General features: G+C 71.6%; 8 protein-coding genes and 1 pseudogene. 2 read left to right on the top strand and 7 right to left on the bottom strand.

The window, feature by feature from the left end; translation table 11 throughout:
* From D7W82_RS32050 to D7W82_RS32035, 4 genes are all read right to left on the bottom strand, one after another.
* Positions 1-4,853: hypothetical protein (locus D7W82_RS32050; protein WP_120621951.1), on the bottom strand; the 4,853-nt coding region annotated here is incomplete at its 3' end.
* 117 nt (positions 4,854-4,970) lie between these two features.
* The gene (locus D7W82_RS32045; protein ID WP_120621950.1) at positions 4,971-6,341 is read right to left on the bottom strand and encodes a peptidase MA family metallohydrolase; all 1,371 of its coding nucleotides are present in this window, start codon (positions 6,339-6,341) and stop codon (positions 4,971-4,973) included.
* Between the two features lie 52 nt (positions 6,342-6,393).
* The gene (locus D7W82_RS32040; RefSeq protein ID WP_120621953.1) at positions 6,394-7,611 is read right to left on the bottom strand and encodes a threonine ammonia-lyase; all 1,218 of its coding nucleotides are present in this window, start codon (positions 7,609-7,611) and stop codon (positions 6,394-6,396) included.
* A gap of 87 nt (positions 7,612-7,698) precedes the next feature.
* Positions 7,699-8,928 (bottom strand): Glu/Leu/Phe/Val dehydrogenase, encoded by a 1,230-nt coding sequence (locus D7W82_RS32035; RefSeq protein ID WP_120567581.1) that lies wholly within the window; start codon positions 8,926-8,928, stop codon positions 7,699-7,701.
* 68 nt (positions 8,929-8,996) lie between these two features.
* On the opposite strand from D7W82_RS32035, the gene D7W82_RS32030 reads away from it, so the two are divergent.
* On the top strand, positions 8,997-9,491 hold the full coding sequence (locus tag D7W82_RS32030) for a helix-turn-helix domain-containing protein (RefSeq protein ID WP_120621952.1): 495 nt from the start codon (positions 8,997-8,999) through the stop codon (positions 9,489-9,491).
* Between the two features lie 21 nt (positions 9,492-9,512).
* Here the strand turns inward: D7W82_RS32030 and D7W82_RS32025 are convergent, their stop codons facing one another.
* Positions 9,513-11,933, bottom strand: a complete 2,421-nt coding sequence (locus D7W82_RS32025) for a DEAD/DEAH box helicase (RefSeq protein ID WP_120621949.1) — start codon at positions 11,931-11,933, stop codon at positions 9,513-9,515.
* Positions 11,934-12,001: 68 nt separating this feature from the next.
* On the opposite strand from D7W82_RS32025, the gene D7W82_RS32020 reads away from it, so the two are divergent.
* Complete coding sequence (locus D7W82_RS32020) at positions 12,002-13,147, top strand: RNA polymerase sigma factor RpoD/SigA (protein ID WP_120621948.1); 1,146 nt, start codon at positions 12,002-12,004, stop codon at positions 13,145-13,147.
* 50 nt (positions 13,148-13,197) lie between these two features.
* Here the strand turns inward: D7W82_RS32020 and D7W82_RS32015 are convergent, their stop codons facing one another.
* A complete protein-coding gene (locus tag D7W82_RS32015) occupies positions 13,198-14,763 on the bottom strand; it encodes a beta-ketoacyl synthase N-terminal-like domain-containing protein (protein WP_120621947.1) in 1,566 nt (521 codons plus the stop codon).
* A 29-nt stretch (positions 14,764-14,792) separates the two neighbouring features.
* Positions 14,793-15,345: pseudogene (locus tag D7W82_RS32010) on the bottom strand (hypothetical protein); the annotation flags it as partial.

Genomic DNA, 15,345 nt, shown 5'->3' with positions numbered 1-15,345 from the left:
CACTCGGGCTGGGCCTCCTGGGGCGCGGCCCAGGCGGAGCGCGCGGCAGGGGCTTCAGGGGCGCCCCATTCCGGCGTGGCGGGAGCGGCGCTCCACTCGCGGGCGGCTTCCTCGACCGGGGCGTCCCAGGGCTGCTGGGCGTCGGTGGACGGCTGGGCCCAGGTGGAGCTCGCGGAGGAGTCCTCGGTGGCGGCCCACTCCGATTGCGCGGAGGCGTCCGTGGCGGCCCACGGCTGCTCCGCGCCCGGGGTCACGGCCTCCGTGGCGGCCCATTCGGGCTGCGCTTCGATGGGAGCTTCTTCGGCGGCGGCCCACTCGGGCTGCGCGGCGACGGGCGCGGAGGCTTCCGTCGAGGCCCATTCAGGCTGCGCTTCGATGGGGGCCTCTTCAGCGGCGGCCCATTCGGGCTGCGCGGCGACGGGAGTGGCCGCTTCCTCGGTGGCCCATTCGGGCTGTGTTGCGACGGGGGAGGCTTCCTCGGTGGCCCACTCAGGCTGCGCGGCGACGGGGGAGGCTTCCTCGGTGGCCCACTCAGGCTGTGCTTCGATGGGCGTAGCGGCTTCCGTCGTGGCCCACTCGGGCTGAGCTTCGATGGGCGCGGCTTCTTCCGTGGCCCATTCAGGCTGCGCGGCGACGGGCGCGGCTTCTTCCGTCGAGGCCCACTCGGACTGAGCAGCGACGGGCGTGGCTTCTTCCGTGGCCCATTCAGGCTGCGCGGCGACGGGCGTGGCGGCTTCCGTCGAGGCCCACTCAGGCTGTGCTTCGAGCGGGGCCTCTTCTGCCGCAGCCCACTCCGGCTGTGCGGCGACAGGGGCGGCTTCCTCGGTGGCCCATTCGGGCTGAGCCTCAATGGGGGCTTCTTCGGCGGCCCATTCGGGTTGCGCGGCGACGGGCGCAGCGGCTTCCGTCGAGGCCCACGCAGACTGCGCGGCCTCAGGCGCGGTGACTTCCGCTGTGGCCCACTCGGGCTGCGCTTCAATGGGGGCGGCTTCCTCGGCGGCCCACTCCGGCTGAGCAGCGACGGGCGCGGCGGCTTCTTCCGTGGCCCATTCAGGCTGAGCAGCGACGGGCGCGGCGGCTTCTTCCGTGGCCCACTCAGGCTGGGCTTCGATGGGGGCTGCTTCTTCGGTCGCGGCCCACTCCGACTGCGGTGCCGTGGGCGCGGCGGCTTCCGTGGTCGCCCACTCGGACTGAGCAGCGACGGGCGCGGCTTCTTCCGTGGCCCACTCGGACTGAGCAGCGACGGGCGCGGCTTCTTCCGTGGCCCACTCAGGCTGGGCCTCGAGCGGCGCAGCTTCACCCGTCGTCCACTCCGGCTGTGCGGCGGCAGGCGTCGCGTCCGTGGTGGCCCAGTCGGACTGCGCTGAAACAGGCGCGGCCTCTTCCGTGGCCCACTCCGGCTGCGCGGCGACCGGTGCGGCCTCTTCGGCCGCCCACTCCGGCTGCGCGGCGACCGGTGCGGCCTCTTCGGCCGCCCACTCCGGCTGCGCGGCGACGGGCGCTGTCTCTTCAGCCGCGGCCCATTCGGGCTGGGCTTCGATGGGCGCTTCTTCAGCCGCGGCCCACTCGGGCTGGGCCTCGACGGGCGCGGCCTCGGCGGTTCCCCACTGCGGCTGCGTGGGAACGGTGGAGGTGCCTTCAGCGGCGGTCCATTCCGGCTGGGCCTCAAGCGGCGCGGCTTCTTCCGTGGCCCATTCGGGCTGCGCTTCGATGGGGGCTTCTTCAGCGGCGGCCCACTCCGGCTGCGCGGCGACGGGGGCGGCTTCCTCCGTGGCCCACTCGGGCTGGGCCTCGATGGGAGCGGCTTCTTCCGTGGTGTTCCATTCGGTCGCCTGTGCCGGCTGCGCGGCGTCGGCCTCCGGCGTGGCCCAATCGGACTGGGCCTCGATCAGCGGAGCCTCTTCGGCCGGGGCATCCGCGACGGGCACCGCCGTGGAGGCGACCCATGCGGAATCGGCGGGCGGGGCATCCCACGCGGGCGCGGCGTTCGTGGTCGGCTGTTCGGCCGACGCGGTTCCGGACCACGCCTGCGTCGAACCGGTTCCCTCCGCCGTGTCCGCGGTGGCGGCCCACTCGGGCTGGAACTCGATGGGGGCGGCGGGCTCCACGGCATCGGCGGCCCACTCGGGCTGGAGCTCGATGGCGGCGGACGTGTCCTGCAAGCCCACGGTATCGGTGGAGTCCGAGGGCTCGCCCTCGGCGGACCACGCCTGCGCAGCCTGACCCGAGGTGTCCCACGCCGACGACTCGGTGGACTGCGCTTCGGCGAGCGACTCGGCGGCGGTGGCCAGCGGCACGGCGTCGCCGGCACTGCCGCTCAGCTCGCTCCACTGTTCGGATGCAGGGGCCACTTCGGCCGCGGGCTCGACATCGTCCGAGCCGAGCTCCAGCGTGTCGGCTTCGATGTCCGGGCCGACCGGGATGCTGCGGATCCGCAGCGACGGAATGCCCGGCTCATTCGCGAACGGGGAGGGCGGCGGAGTGAGCTGCTGCTCCTCTTCGGCGCCCAGGTCGGCCACGTCGAAGGTCTGCGCCTCCACACCCTCCGCGACCGCCGAAGCAGCGCCGCCAACGGACCCCTCCGCGGAGCCTTCGTGGGCGACATCGTTCGCGTCGAGTGCGATCTCCTCGGCGGGCGTCTCCGCGCCAGCCTGCCACGCCTCGGCGGCGGCACCCGCCGGCTCATGGGCCTGCCACTCCGTCGCGACGTCATCCGTGCCGAGCGTGATCTCCTCGGCGGAGGCCTGCACCGGCGCCGTGTTGTCGGCCTGCCACTCCGTCGCGACATCACTCGCGCCGAGCGCAAGCTCCTCACTGGAGGCCTGCGCCGACGTGGCGCTGTCCGACTGCCAATCCGTGGCGACCTCGCTCGAATCGAGCGCGATCTCCTCGGCGGGCGCCCCGGTGGCGTCGGCGCTGTCTGCCGTCCACTCCGTCACCGCATCGCCGGAGGCCAGTGCGCTCGCGTCGGTGGACGCGGCCGCCTGCCAATCCGTGGCGACCTCGCTCGTGCCGAGGGCGATCTCCCCGGCAGGGGCTTCCGTCGCGCCGGCCTGCCAATCCGTGGCGACATCCTCGGCACCGAGGGCGATCTCCCCCGCGCCTTCCGATGAAGCACTCGGAGCGGCCTGCCAGTCCGTGGCGACGTCGTTCGTGCTCAGCGCGACCGCGTCCGCGGACGGAGTCTCGCCAGCCGTCTGCCAGTCCGTGGCGACGTCGTTCGTGCCGAGCGCGATCTCCGCGTCCGCCGGGGCCTCACCCGCGGCCTGCCAGTCCGTGGCGACGTCGCTCGTGCCGAGCGCGATCTCCGCGTCCGCCGGGGCCTCACCCGCGGCCTGCCAGTCCGTGGCGACGTCATTCGTGCCGAGCGCGGTCGCATCGGCCGCCGGAGTCTCGCCATCCGCCTGCCAGTCCGTGGCGACGTCGCTCGTGCTGAGCGGGATCTCCTCCGCCTCCGCGGTCGCCTGCCACGCAGCCTCGACCTCGGTCGTGCCGGTGGCTGCTCCACCGGACTGCCAGGCTCCCGCGCTGGCCGTCTCCGGCTGCCAGTCCGTGGCGACGTCGCCCGCGTCCAGGGCGATCTCCTCCGCGGGCACTTCCGTGGCCGCGGCGCCGTCGGTCCACGCCTCGGCGATGTCACCCGCGCCAAGCGCGATCTCTCCACCCTGCTCCGGCGCTCCAGCGACAGGGGCCGCGTCCGTCCCCCACGCCTCCGCCGTCTCCGTGGCGACCGCCTGGGCCTCCTGCACGGCGGCTTCCACCGGCGCGGCGGGCTCCGCCGTCGCGACGTCGCTCCAATCCCACTCCGAGGCCGCGCCTTCGGTCGTCGCCGCCGGCTCCACCGCGAGCGGCGCGGTATCGAGCGCGCTGGCCCGGGACTCCTCGGACTCCACCGCCAGCGGCGCCGCGTCCCACGCCGCGTCCACGGGCGACAGGTCCTCGGCCATCACCGCCTCGGGGACGGGCTCGGCCTCCAGCAGCTCCGCCTCTCCGACCGCGTGCTCCGCGGAGGCCAGCGCCTCCGCCATCGGATCCAGTCCGGACGCCGCCGGGGCCTGGGCCTCCGACTCGACCTCCATCGACAGGTCGGCGAACGAATCCTCCAGCGAGGGCTCCGGCGCGGCGGCCTCCACCGGGGGCGGCGTCTCCGCCGACAGCCCGGAGAAGTCCTCCTCGGCGCTCGTGCCCCACGGCTCCGCCGCCGCGGCAGGCGAGGTCGCCACGGGCGCCTGCGGCATCCACGGCGCGGGTTCACTCAGCGAGGGGATGTCGATGTCGTCCGTGCTGAGGTTCAGGCTGTCCGGCTCGGCGGGCGCCTGCGGGGCATAGGCCTGCGGATCCACCGGTGCCGCGTAGCCCGCCGCCGCGTTCGGGTCATACGCCGCGTTCGGGTCGTAACCCTGCTGCGCCCAGGCCGCCGCCGCGTTCGGATCATAGGCCGCCGCGTTCGGATCATAGGCCGCCGCGTTCGGATCATAGGCCGCCGCGTTGGGGTCGTAGCCGGCGGGGTAGGCGTACCACTGGCCATCCTCGCCGTAGTAGCCCTGGGCGTTGGGGTCGTAGCCGGCGGGGTAGGCGTACCACTGGCCATCCTCGCCGTAGTAGCCCTGGGCGTTGGGGTCGTATCCAGCGGGGTAGGCGTACCACTGGCCATCCTCGCCGTAGTAGCCCTGGGGCTGCTGCTCGGGCTGGGCCCACGCCTGGGCCGCCGCCGCGGTGTCCGCCGCGTCCTGGATGCCCAAAAGGCCGCGCAACTCGACCCAGCGAGCCTCCTCGACAGCGGACAGGCTTCCCAGCTTCCGCTTCTCATCCAGGAAGCGGAACTCTCTCATCGCGGCGCGCGTATCGGACATCCGTCACCTTGCTGCGCCAGCGTCTTGGGGGGACCGCCGCAGCGAAAATCTTGGAGGCCCGCGAGTGTAGGGGACTCCCGCCAGGGGGTAAACCAATCCGCCACGCCCGACCGGCCGCTACCTCCCCGAGAGGGCGGCACGCACCGCCTGGTCCAGGCCGGCGAAGTCCTTCTCGTAGGTGGCCTTCAGGGCCTCCTGGAAGGACTCGGCCTGCCCCGCCTTCTGGATGAAGGCCAGGAGCTTCTCCTGGCCCCCCAGCCGCACCAGCTCCCGCACCGCCATGGCGGATGTTCCGTAGGCGACTTCCGGCTGGGACATGGAGATGGGCGCCTGGGAATCCATGTCCGACAGCTTCGGCAGCCGCCCCTGCTTCGCCTGGCCCTTCATCACGTCGCGCAGGTAGCGCGGGGGGCCGTCCAGCCCCAGGTAGCGCCACTCGATGTACTCGGCCAGGCCCTCGTTGAACCAGCGGGGCAGGGCGCCGCCGCCGCGCGGGCAGATTTCGTCCACCGCCGCGTGCACGTACTCGTGCACCAGGGTGGCCTTCGTCGCCTGCGTCAGCTCCGCCGCGTCGTTCATGCGGATGGCGTCGTCGTGGTACAGGCCCGCCACCCGGGCCGCGTACGAGGGGCCCAGGTGCGTGGCGAACTCGTCGCGGGTGTAGAGCACCACGTTCAGCTGCCGCTCGCGGGCCCGGCCCAGGGTCCGCTGGGTGAAGTCATAGGCTTCATCGAGCGCGGACACGACCTTGCCCTCGTACTCCGCGCGCTGCCCGAAGTCCCGGTCGCTGTTGAAGTAGCGGATGGCGAAGCGGCTGTTCTGGCGCACGCGCATGCCGTCCTTGCCCACGCCGGATTCGTAGCTCAGGCTCGCCGGACGGACCTCTCCGCCCGCGGTCGCCTTCGCGTGGCGCGTGTCCCCCGGACCGGGCTCGCCGTTCATCCGCAGCTCCAGGCGCTCCGCCTCGCGCCGCGCGGCCCCTTCCTCCGACACCTGCGCGCGCGCCTGCTGCATCAGCTTCTTCGCCTCCGCGGCCTCCTTCGACTTCGCGGGCACCTGCTGCAGCGTGGCCAGCGCCCCCGCGTGGTCCTTGTCCTGCAACTGCAACCGGCCCAGCTCCAGCGCGAACGCGCCGTCCTTGGGGAAGGTGGCCAGGCCCTTCTTCAGCGCCTCCTCCGCGGAGGCCCGCTGATCCGTCTTCAGCGCGGAGCGCGCCAGGCAGCGCAGGCCGCCCGCCGTCTCCTGGAAGGCCACGGCGCGCTCGCCCAGCGAGTACGCCATCACCGCGTCGTCCGCGAGCAGCGCCTCGCAGCCCTTGAGCAGCGGCGCCGCCACGGACGGCCGCTGCGCCTCCGGGTAGGAGGCGGGGTCCGCGGCGGCGAACGCGAGGTACAGCTCCTCCCACTCCTTGTGGGCGGCCAGCTCCTTCGCCTTCTGCGCGGGAGGAGCGGCGGCGAGGAGCAGCAGGGCGAAGAGGGGCGTGTTCATGGGTTTCCGGAGTATCGCCGAAGCCCCGAGCGCCCGCGCAAGCCTCCCCGCCCTACGTCCGGGCGACCTGCCACCCCTGGGCCTCCAGCGCTGCCATCAGCTCCTGGATGTGCGCGTGCCCGGTGGTCTCCAGCATCACCTCCACGGTGGCCTCGCCCAGGCCCGCCTTGGAGAAGGCGCGGTCGTGGTGCAGGTCCACCACGTTGGCGCGCATCTCCGCGATCTGCGTGGTGAGCCGCGCGAGCACGCCGGGCCGGTCCGGCAGCCGCACCTCCAGCTGCACCAGGCGGCCCGCCTTCACGAGGCCCCGCTCGATGATGCGGCTGATGACGTTCATGTCGATGTTGCCGCCGCCCACGATGATGGCGACGCGCTTGCCCTTCGCCTGGGGAATCCGGCCGTTGACGAGCGCCGCCAGCCCCGCCGCGCCCGCGCCCTCCGCCACCGACTTCTCCTGCTCCAGCATCATCAGGATGGCGGCGGCGATCTCCTCCTCGTCCACCGTCACCACCGCGTCCACGTACTTCTTCACATGCTCGAAGGTGAGCTCCCCCGGCACCTTCACCGCGATGCCGTCCGCGATGGTGGTGCCCGCGTTGGCGAGCTCCGTGCGCTTCCCGGCATCCAGCGACGCCTTCATGCTGGCGATGGTGGAGGCCTGCACGCCCACCACCTGGATGCGCGGGTTCGTCTGCTTCAGCGCCACGGCGATGCCGGAGATGAGCCCGCCGCCGCCCACCGGCACCACCACCAGCTCCAGGTCCGGGCACTGCTCCAACAGCTCCAGCGCGATGGTGCCCTGGCCCGCGATGACGTGCGGGTCATCGAAGGGGTGCACGAAGACCAGGTCCTCGGCGGCCTGGATGCGCCGGGCCTCCGCGTAGGCCTCGTCGTAGTTGGCGCCCTTGAGCACCACGCGCGCGCCGTAGTCATCCCGCGTGCGAGTCACCTTGATGAGCGGCGTGCGCTCCGGCATCACGATGGTGGCGCGGATGCCCAGCCGGCGCGCGTGGTACGCCACGCCCTGCGCGTGGTTGCCGGCGGAGGCCGCGATGACGCCGCGGCGCTTCTCTTCTTCCGTCAGCGTCAGCAGCTTGTTGAGCGCGCCGCGCTCCTTGAAGGCGCCGGTGCGCTGGAGGTTCTCCAGCTTGAAGTACACCACCGCGCAGTCGGTCTTCTCCGTGAAGTAGTCCGACGCGGGGCACGGCGTGGGGCGCAGCGCGGTGCGGATCCGCTCGCGCGCCGCCTGGATGTCCTGCAGGGTGACCATCATGGCCGGGCGTGTAGCGGAAGCGGGCCCCGCACGGAAGCGGCCCGGAGCCCCACGCCTGCCTGCCCGCGTGCGCGGCGGGGTGCGTCAGATGCCGCGCAGCACCGTGGCCTTGCCCACCCGGCCGATGGCCAGGATGTAGGCGGCCGTCCGCATGGAAACCTTACGAGACCGTGCAATCTGCGCCACCCGGTCGTAGGCCTCCTTCATCGTCTTCTCCAGCTCCGCGTTGACGCGGTCCTCTTCCCAGGAGACGTGCTGGAGGTTCTGCACCCACTCCAGGTAGCTCACCGTCACGCCGCCCGCGCTGGCCAGGATGTCCGGCACCACGAAGATGCCGCGCTTCTCCAGGATGTCGTCCGCCTCCGGCTGGGTGGGGCCGTTGGCGCCCTCCACCACCAGGCGCGCGCGCACGCTGTTGGCGTTGTCGCGGGTGAGCACGTGGCCCAGGGCCGCGGGGATGAGCACTTCACAGTCCGCGGCGAGCACGTCCTCGTTGGAGCACGGCGTGCCGCCGCTGAAGCCCGTGACGGTGCCGGTGCGCTTCACGTGCTCGAAGAGGGACGGCACGTCCAGGCCCATGGGGTTGTACATGCCGCCCAGCACGTCGGACGCGGCCACCACCACGCCGCCGTCGCCCCAGATGAGCTGCGCGATGTGGCTGCCCACGTTGCCGAAGCCCTGGATGGCGAAGCGCGTGCCCTTCACCGGCATGCCCAGGTCGCGCAGGATTTCACGGCACACGTAGAGCAGGCCGCGCCCGGTGGCGGCCTCGCGGCCCTTGGAGCCGTACAGCTCCAGGGGCTTGCCCGTCACCACCGCCGGGGAGTGCCCGTGGTAGCGCGAGTACTGGTCCATCACCCAGGCCATCACCTGGGGGTTGGTGTTGACGTCCGGCGCGGGGATGTCCCGCGTGGGCCCGATGACGTCCTGGATCTGATCCACGAACTTGCGCGTGAGCCGCTCCACTTCCTTGAGGCTCATCTGCGCGGGGTCGCACGCCACGCCGCCCTTGGCGCCGCCGTAGGGCACGTTCACCACGGCCGTCTTCCACGTCATCAGCGACGCGAGCGACACGCACTCGTCCTGGTCCAGGGCGGGGTGGTAGCGCAGGCCACCCTTCATGGGGCCGCGGCTGTTGTCGTGCTGGATGCGGTAGCCCAGGAACGTGCGGATCTCGCCGGAGTCCATCTCGATGGACACCTGCACCTTCACCTCGCGCAGGGGCGTGGCCAGGAGCGTCTCGATGGGCGTGCCCACGTCCATCACCCGCGCGGCCTTGCGGAAGTAGTAGTTGGTGCCGTCGACGGCGTTCATGGTGGGCTTCACTCCTGAGGACAGACGGAAAACCTTAACAGAAGGGCTGCGCTACGATGGGGACGTCCATGCGCCCCCCCTCCCCGGACGACAGCGACGCCGGTTCGTCCCTGCAGGGACTGGCGCGGCGGATCCGCACGTTGCGCGAGCGCCGGGGCCTCACCCAGGAGGACTTCGCCGCCCGGTGCGACATCTCCGTGAGCTTCGTGTCCCTGCTGGAGCGCGGCGAGCGCAACCCCAGCTACGACACGCTCCTCCAGGTCGCGGCCGCGCTGGAGCTGCCGCTGGGGGAGCTGTTCCGGCTGGAGGACGCGGAGGACGCGGGGGCTCATCGGCTGGTGGAGTGGGTGCGGCTGAAGAAGCTGGGGCGCGACGACGTGGACCGCCTGCTGGCCGTGGCGGAGGCGATGTTCAGCGGCGGGCCGGGCGCTTCGGCTCCTCCGGCGAAGGAGGCCAGCGCGGCCTGCGCTTCACCGGAGTGCGGCCGGCCCGTGCTGGCCCGGGGGCTGTGCGTGGCGCACTACCACCGGGCCCGCAGGAAGAAAGCAGCTCCGGAGCCTTGAGGGCCCCGGAGCCGCGGAGCGCTACTTGCGCTTGGCGCGCTCCACCTTGAGCGTCTTGCCCTCGCCGTGGGGCTTGCCGTGGGTGGACTCGAAGCCCGCCACGTCCTCCTCCGCGACGAAGACGTACGCGTACGTGGGGCGCAGGTCGGTGCGCAGCACCTTGCCCGCCGGAGCGCCCGCGGCCTCCAGCGCGGCGGTGACGCCCGCCTCGTCCAGGCCCTCCTGACGGCCCAGGCCCACCCACAGGCGCGCCTGGCCGGGGACGTCCGGCAGCGCTTCGTGACGGGGGCGGCGCTCTTCACGCTGGCCGCGCGGACGGTGCCGCTCCAGCTTCAGCGGCTTGTCGTTGTGCGCCTTGCCGTTGAGCGACTCGAAGTCCGCGGCGTCACCTTCCGGCACGTAGACGTAGCCGTAGGTGGGGCGGGTGAGGGCCTTGATGACCTTGCCCGCGGGGGCGCCCAGGGACTCCAGCGTGGCGGGCAGCTTCGCCTCGTCCATGCCGTCGTCCATGCCCAGGTTCACCCAGAGCTTCACCTCGCCGGGGCCCGCGTCCGGGGACGGGGGCGGGCGGGTGCTGGTGGCGTCGCGCTCGCTGCGCGGCTTGCTCTTCTCCACGCGCAGCGTCTTGCCGCCGTGCTGCTTGCCGTTGAGCGCCTCGAAGCCCGCGGAGTCCTCCTCCGCCACGAAGACGTACGCGAACGTGGGGCGCAGCTCCGCGCGCACCATCTTGCCCAGCGGCGCGCCCGCGTCCTCCATGGCCGTGGCGATGCTGCCCGGCCCCAGGCCGTCCGCGGTGCCCAGGTTCACCCAGAGCTTCGTCTCGCCCGGGCCCGCCTCCAGCGCGGCGGAGCCGGCGCCCCGGCGCTCACCGCGGTCCTCACGGCGCGGCTCGTCGCGGCGCGGACGGCGCTCGCGGTCCGGGTGTTCGTCGCGGCGCGGACGCTCGGCGCGCTCGCCCCGGTCCTCGCGGCGGGGACGCTCGCGGTCGCGCTCGCGGTCCTTGCCCCGGCGCTCCATGGGCTTGCGCTCCGGCGCCGGCTCGCGCTTCTCCGTCTCACCGGCGGCCTGGGCCTTCTCCATGCGCAGGCGGCTGAAGTAGTACTTGATGAGGAAGGCGATGAGGTCGTCCGCGTCCGGGCGCTGCTTGAGCTGCGAGGCCAGGGGCAGGAAGCCCTCGAAGATGCTGGAGCCCATGCCCTCGCGCAGCTCACGCAAGTGGCGCTCGGTCCACAGGTGCATCGCCTCTTCGGGGGCGGGCATCTCACGCATCTCGAACTTGATGCCGAACTTCTTCTCCAGCACGGTGAACGTCGCCAGCTCGCGCCCGGAGAAGAGGTTGATGGCCGTGCCCTTGTTGCCGATGCGGCCCGTGCGGCCCACGCGGTGCAGGTAGACGGCGGGGTCCTCCGGCAGGGAGTAGTTGATGACGTACTCCAGCCCGGAGATGTCGATGCCGCGCGCCGCGATGTCCGTGGCGACCATGAAGGCCACCTCGCCGCGCTTCACCTTGCCCATCACCCGCTCGCGCTCCTTCTGCGGCAGGTCTCCGTTGAGCAGCTCCGCGTCGAAGCCGTTGCGGTTGAGCACCGCGGTCACCAGCGCCGTGTCATCCCGCGTGTTGCAGAAGATGATGGCGTTGGAGGGCTCCTCCTTCTCCAGGATGTAGATGAGGTTGCGCGGCTTGGGGAACTGGTCCGACACGTCGTAGCGGATGTGGTGGATGTGCTCCACCGTGAAGACGTCGCCGGACAACAGCAGCGTCTCCGCGTTCGTCGTGTAGCGCGCGATGAGGTTCTGGATGTCCGTGGGGACGGTGGCGCTGAAGAGCAGCACCTGGCGCGTCTTCGGAAGGCGGTCGAGGATGCGGGTCACCTCCTCGTAGAAGCCCTGGTTCAACATCTCGTCGGCTTCATCGAGGATGGCGTGGTCGCAGCCGTCCAGCTTGAGGTTGCCGCGGTTGATGTGGTCGAAGACGCGGCCCGGGGTGCCCACGATGATGGGCGTGCCCTCTTCCAGCGCGTCCTCCTGCTGCTTCATGGAGGCGCCGCCGTAGATGGCCGCCACCTTCACGCCCTTGTACTTGGCCAGGGTGGTGAGCTCCTCCGCCACCTGGAGCGCCAATTCGCGCGTGGGGCAGAGGATGAGGGCGCGCACGCGCTTCTCGTCCGCGGGGATCTTCTCCAGCAAGGGCAGGCCGAAGGCGGCCGTCTTGCCCGTGCCCGTCTTGCTGCGGACGATGAGGTCCTTGCCCGCCATCGCGGGACCGAAGGCCTTGGCCTGGACGGGGGTGGGACTGGTGTAGCCGCGCTCCGCCAGTGCACGGCGGAGGGGCTCGGAGAGGTTCATTTCTTCGAAGCTGACGTCCGCGATGTACTCGCCGGGACGCGTCGTTGCTTCGTCAGGTGCCGGGGCTCCCGGCGTGGGCTCTTGGATGTCGCTCATCGGGCATGGGCATAGCCCCTGCATTACCCTCTGGCAACAATCGCGGCACTTTGGGGTATGGAGCGCGCATGGCGAATGGGAGGAAGAGAACCAATGGTCCGGCCGCCCCCCGGCCCCGCGCGAAGCGCCCCGCGGCCTCCGCCCGGCCGGGGAAGGCCCGGGAATCCGCGACTGAGGCTCCGCCCGAGGCTCCGGAGGAGGAGGTGGAGGAGGCCTCCCAGGACCCGGACGCCCTGGAGCCGGACCTGGCGGAGCTGAACGAAGCGGAGGCGGAAATCGAGGAGGTCCCCGCTCCGGCCCGCGCCGCCCGGCCGGCCGCCCTGGTGCGCGCGGAGGGCAGCAGCGCCCTCACCAACCGGGACCCCCTCCAGGCCTACATGGCCGAGGTGACGAAGCACCCCCTGCTCACCCGGGAGGAGGAGCACCGGCTGGCCAAGGAGTACCAGTCCACGGGGGACGTGCGGGCGGCCTACCGCCTGGTGGCCTCCAACCTGAGACTCGTGGTGAAGCTGGCCCACGAGTACCACCGCAACCCCCTGTCCCTGCTGGACCTGGTGCAGGAGGGGAACATCGGGCTGATGCAGGCCGTGAAGAAGTACGACCCGGACCGGGGGGTGAAGCTCAGCTCCTACGCCGCCTGGTGGATCCGCGCGTACATCCTTCGCTACATCATGGACAACTGGAAGATGGTGAAGCTGGGGACCACCGAGGCCCAGCGGAAGCTCTTCTTCAAGCTGCGCCAGGAGCAGGAGAAGCTCATCTCCCAGGGCTTCGAGGCCAGCCCGCGCCTCTTGGCGGAGCGGCTCAACGTCAGCGAGCAGGACGTGGTGGAGATGGACCAGCGGCTGGGGCACGACGAGGTGTCCCTCGACGCGCCGCTGGGCAACGACGGGGACTCGGGCTCCACCCGGGCGGACCGCTACCTGCCGTCCAGCGCGGTGCCCGCCGACGAGCGCCTGGGGGGCGAGCAGCTCAAGGCCCTCTTCCGGGAGAACCTGGCCGCCTTCGCCCAGACGCTGGAGGGCAAGGAGCGCTACATCTTCGAGCACCGCCTCACCGCGGACGAGCCGCTCACGCTCCAGGACATCGGCGACAAGTACGGCGTCAGCCGCGAGCGCGCCCGGCAGATCGAGGCGGCCCTCATCAACCGGATGCGCGAGTTCATGCGTGAACGCATCCCGGACTTCGACATGGTGGCGGTGCCCAAGGGTTGACCCGGGGGACGCGGGACAACGCGTCCACCGGCGGCCCGGCGCCTCCGGCGCTACTTCCAGGGCCGGGAGATGACGCAGGCGTTGATGCCGCCCACGCCCATGGACAGCTTGCCCGAGCACCCCTCGGGCGCCGCCACTTCCTGGTTGAAGACGAAGCGGCCGTGCACCTTGGCGATCTGCTTGTTGAGCTCCGGGGCGGCCAGCGGCGTGGGGTACACCTTGCCGGCCTCCGCGCCCAGGTACTGCGCGGTGAGCTCCCAGCCGCCGCCCGCGGACATGCCGTGGCCGAAGGTGCCCTTGCGCGCGGTAATCAGCACGGACTCCGGCAGCACGTCGCGCAGGTTCTGCACCTCCAGGAAGTCGCCTGGGGTGGCGGTGGCGTGCAGGTCCCAGCTGCCCACGTCCTGCGGCTGACAGCCGGCGGCGCCCAGCGCCTCGCGGATGGCCAGCGTGGGGCCTTCCTTGGACGGGGTGATGATGTGGTCCGCGTCCGCGGTGACGCCCACGGCCACGGGCTCCAGGCCCAGCGCCTTGAAGCCCTTCTGCGTGAAGTGCTCGTAGTCGCCCACCACCCACACCACCGAGCCTCCGGCGATGTGCGTGCCGCGCAGCGCGGTGAGGGGCTTGGACACGGCGGCGTCCGCGGAGATGACGCGCGCGTTGTAGAAGCCGCCCACCACCAGCGGGTTGGGCGCCGCGTCCGTCATGCCCAGCACCACGGCCTTGGCCTCACCCAGGCGGATGGAGTTCATGGCCAGCTTCAGGCCGTAGCCGAAGGACGAGCACGCGGCCACCGGCGCGAACGTCATGCCGGTAATCTGCCCCATCATGGACACCTGGGACGCGGGCGTGTTGTGGATGTTCCACAGCACGTTGGAGGACACGGCGTTCCACGGCGGCTCGGGCGCGCTCCACTTCTTCTGCAGGCGCCCGTTGCGCGTGCGCTTCTCCTTGATGACGGACAGCTTGGCGGACTCCACGTCGCCCTCGTCGGGCACGCCAATGGCTTCAATCTCGCGCAGCTCCTCCAGGTACTCGCGCAGCTCCGGCGAGCGGCCGGCCCAGAAGTGCCACCAGTCGTCCTCCGCCTTGTCGCGCTCCACCTCTTCGATGGTGGAGGGCTCCGGGGGCAGGCCGGGCAGGGGCTCGCGCGTCTCACGCCACTGGCGCAGGGCGCCGTTGCGCTCCGGGGAAGCCCAGAAGCGGTCCCACCGGCGCTGGGCGCGGTAGAGGTCCAGGGAGATGTGCTGGATGGTGGGCAGGTCGCCCAGGCCGGTGCCCACGTAGACGTGGGCCTTGGTGCCCAGTTGCTGGAGCTCCTTCTCGATGCCCGGGTTCTGCGACAGCGACTGGATGAACGCGCCGATGGCGTACTGCGTGGGCTGCCCCATCTTCCGCTCCAACTGGGAGAAGCGGTTGGCGGGGAAGCGCTCGTCGATCCACGGCTTGTAGTCCGCCAGGTTGAACGTGGGCGTGCCGACGAGGAAGTTGTCCGGACCGAAGCCGTTGAAGGGGGTCAGCCAGGTCTCGGACGACGCGAGGTTCTTCGCGAAGGCCTCGATGTTGGGGGAACGCGGGGCGACCACGCCCCAGCCGAAGATTCCGACTCTGCGCACGGGTGTTTCCTCCGCCGCCCGGGGGAAGGCTAAAGCGGCTGGATCTTGAGGTTGTCGAAGTGGACGCGCGTCTGCCAGCCGGAGAACCCGAAGTACTGGTTCCGGGGGCCGTAGAGCGGGGACGCGTCCTGGAGGGTGAGGAAGGGCTTGCCGTCCACTTCCCACGACAGGAGTCCGTCCCGCCGGGTGATCTTGAAGTGGTAGCGCTGGCCGGGCACCACCGCGGCGCCGTCGCGCACGGCGCGGTCGTTGGTGTGCTCGTGCTGGCGCGCGATGATGGACTGGGTGTTCTTCCAGCCGCCGAAGATGAAGACGTAGCCGGTGGCGGTGTACTGAAGGCGCGGGTCGCCCGCGTAGAAGGAGCGGCCGTCGCCCCACGCCTCCACCTTCATGTCGCCTTCGGGGCTGTCACCCCAGGCGTCGAACTCGATGACGGCGTTCTCCGGGAGGGGCTTCTTCAGCCACACCGGGCGGTTGCCCACGTTCTGCACCACCAGCGCCCCGTCCTCCAGCTTCACGGCGGCGGGGTGGGTGACGTTCCACGCGTCACCCAGGGTGTCTCGGTTGAAGTCGTCCTCGGAG

The sequence above is a fragment of the Corallococcus sp. CA049B genome, assembly GCF_003611685.1.
GTDB lineage: Bacteria > Myxococcota > Myxococcia > Myxococcales > Myxococcaceae > Corallococcus > Corallococcus coralloides.
This window is presented reverse-complemented; position numbering and strand designations above follow the sequence as displayed.

What these genes read in the sequence shown, in the direction of transcription:
- D7W82_RS32025 (WP_120621949.1), bottom strand. Translation starts at nt 11,933, where the DNA reads ATGAGCGACATCCAAGAGCCCACGCCGGGAGCCCCGGCACCTGACGAA.
- D7W82_RS32020 (WP_120621948.1), top strand. Translation starts at nt 12,002, where the DNA reads ATGGCGAATGGGAGGAAGAGAACCAATGGTCCGGCCGCCCCCCGGCCC.
- D7W82_RS32035 (WP_120567581.1), bottom strand. Translation starts at nt 8,928, where the DNA reads ATGAACGCCGTCGACGGCACCAACTACTACTTCCGCAAGGCCGCGCGG.
- D7W82_RS32030 (WP_120621952.1), top strand. Translation starts at nt 8,997, where the DNA reads ATGCGCCCCCCCTCCCCGGACGACAGCGACGCCGGTTCGTCCCTGCAG.
- D7W82_RS32040 (WP_120621953.1), bottom strand. Translation starts at nt 7,611, where the DNA reads ATGGTCACCCTGCAGGACATCCAGGCGGCGCGCGAGCGGATCCGCACC.
- D7W82_RS32045 (WP_120621950.1), bottom strand. Translation starts at nt 6,341, where the DNA reads ATGAACACGCCCCTCTTCGCCCTGCTGCTCCTCGCCGCCGCTCCTCCC.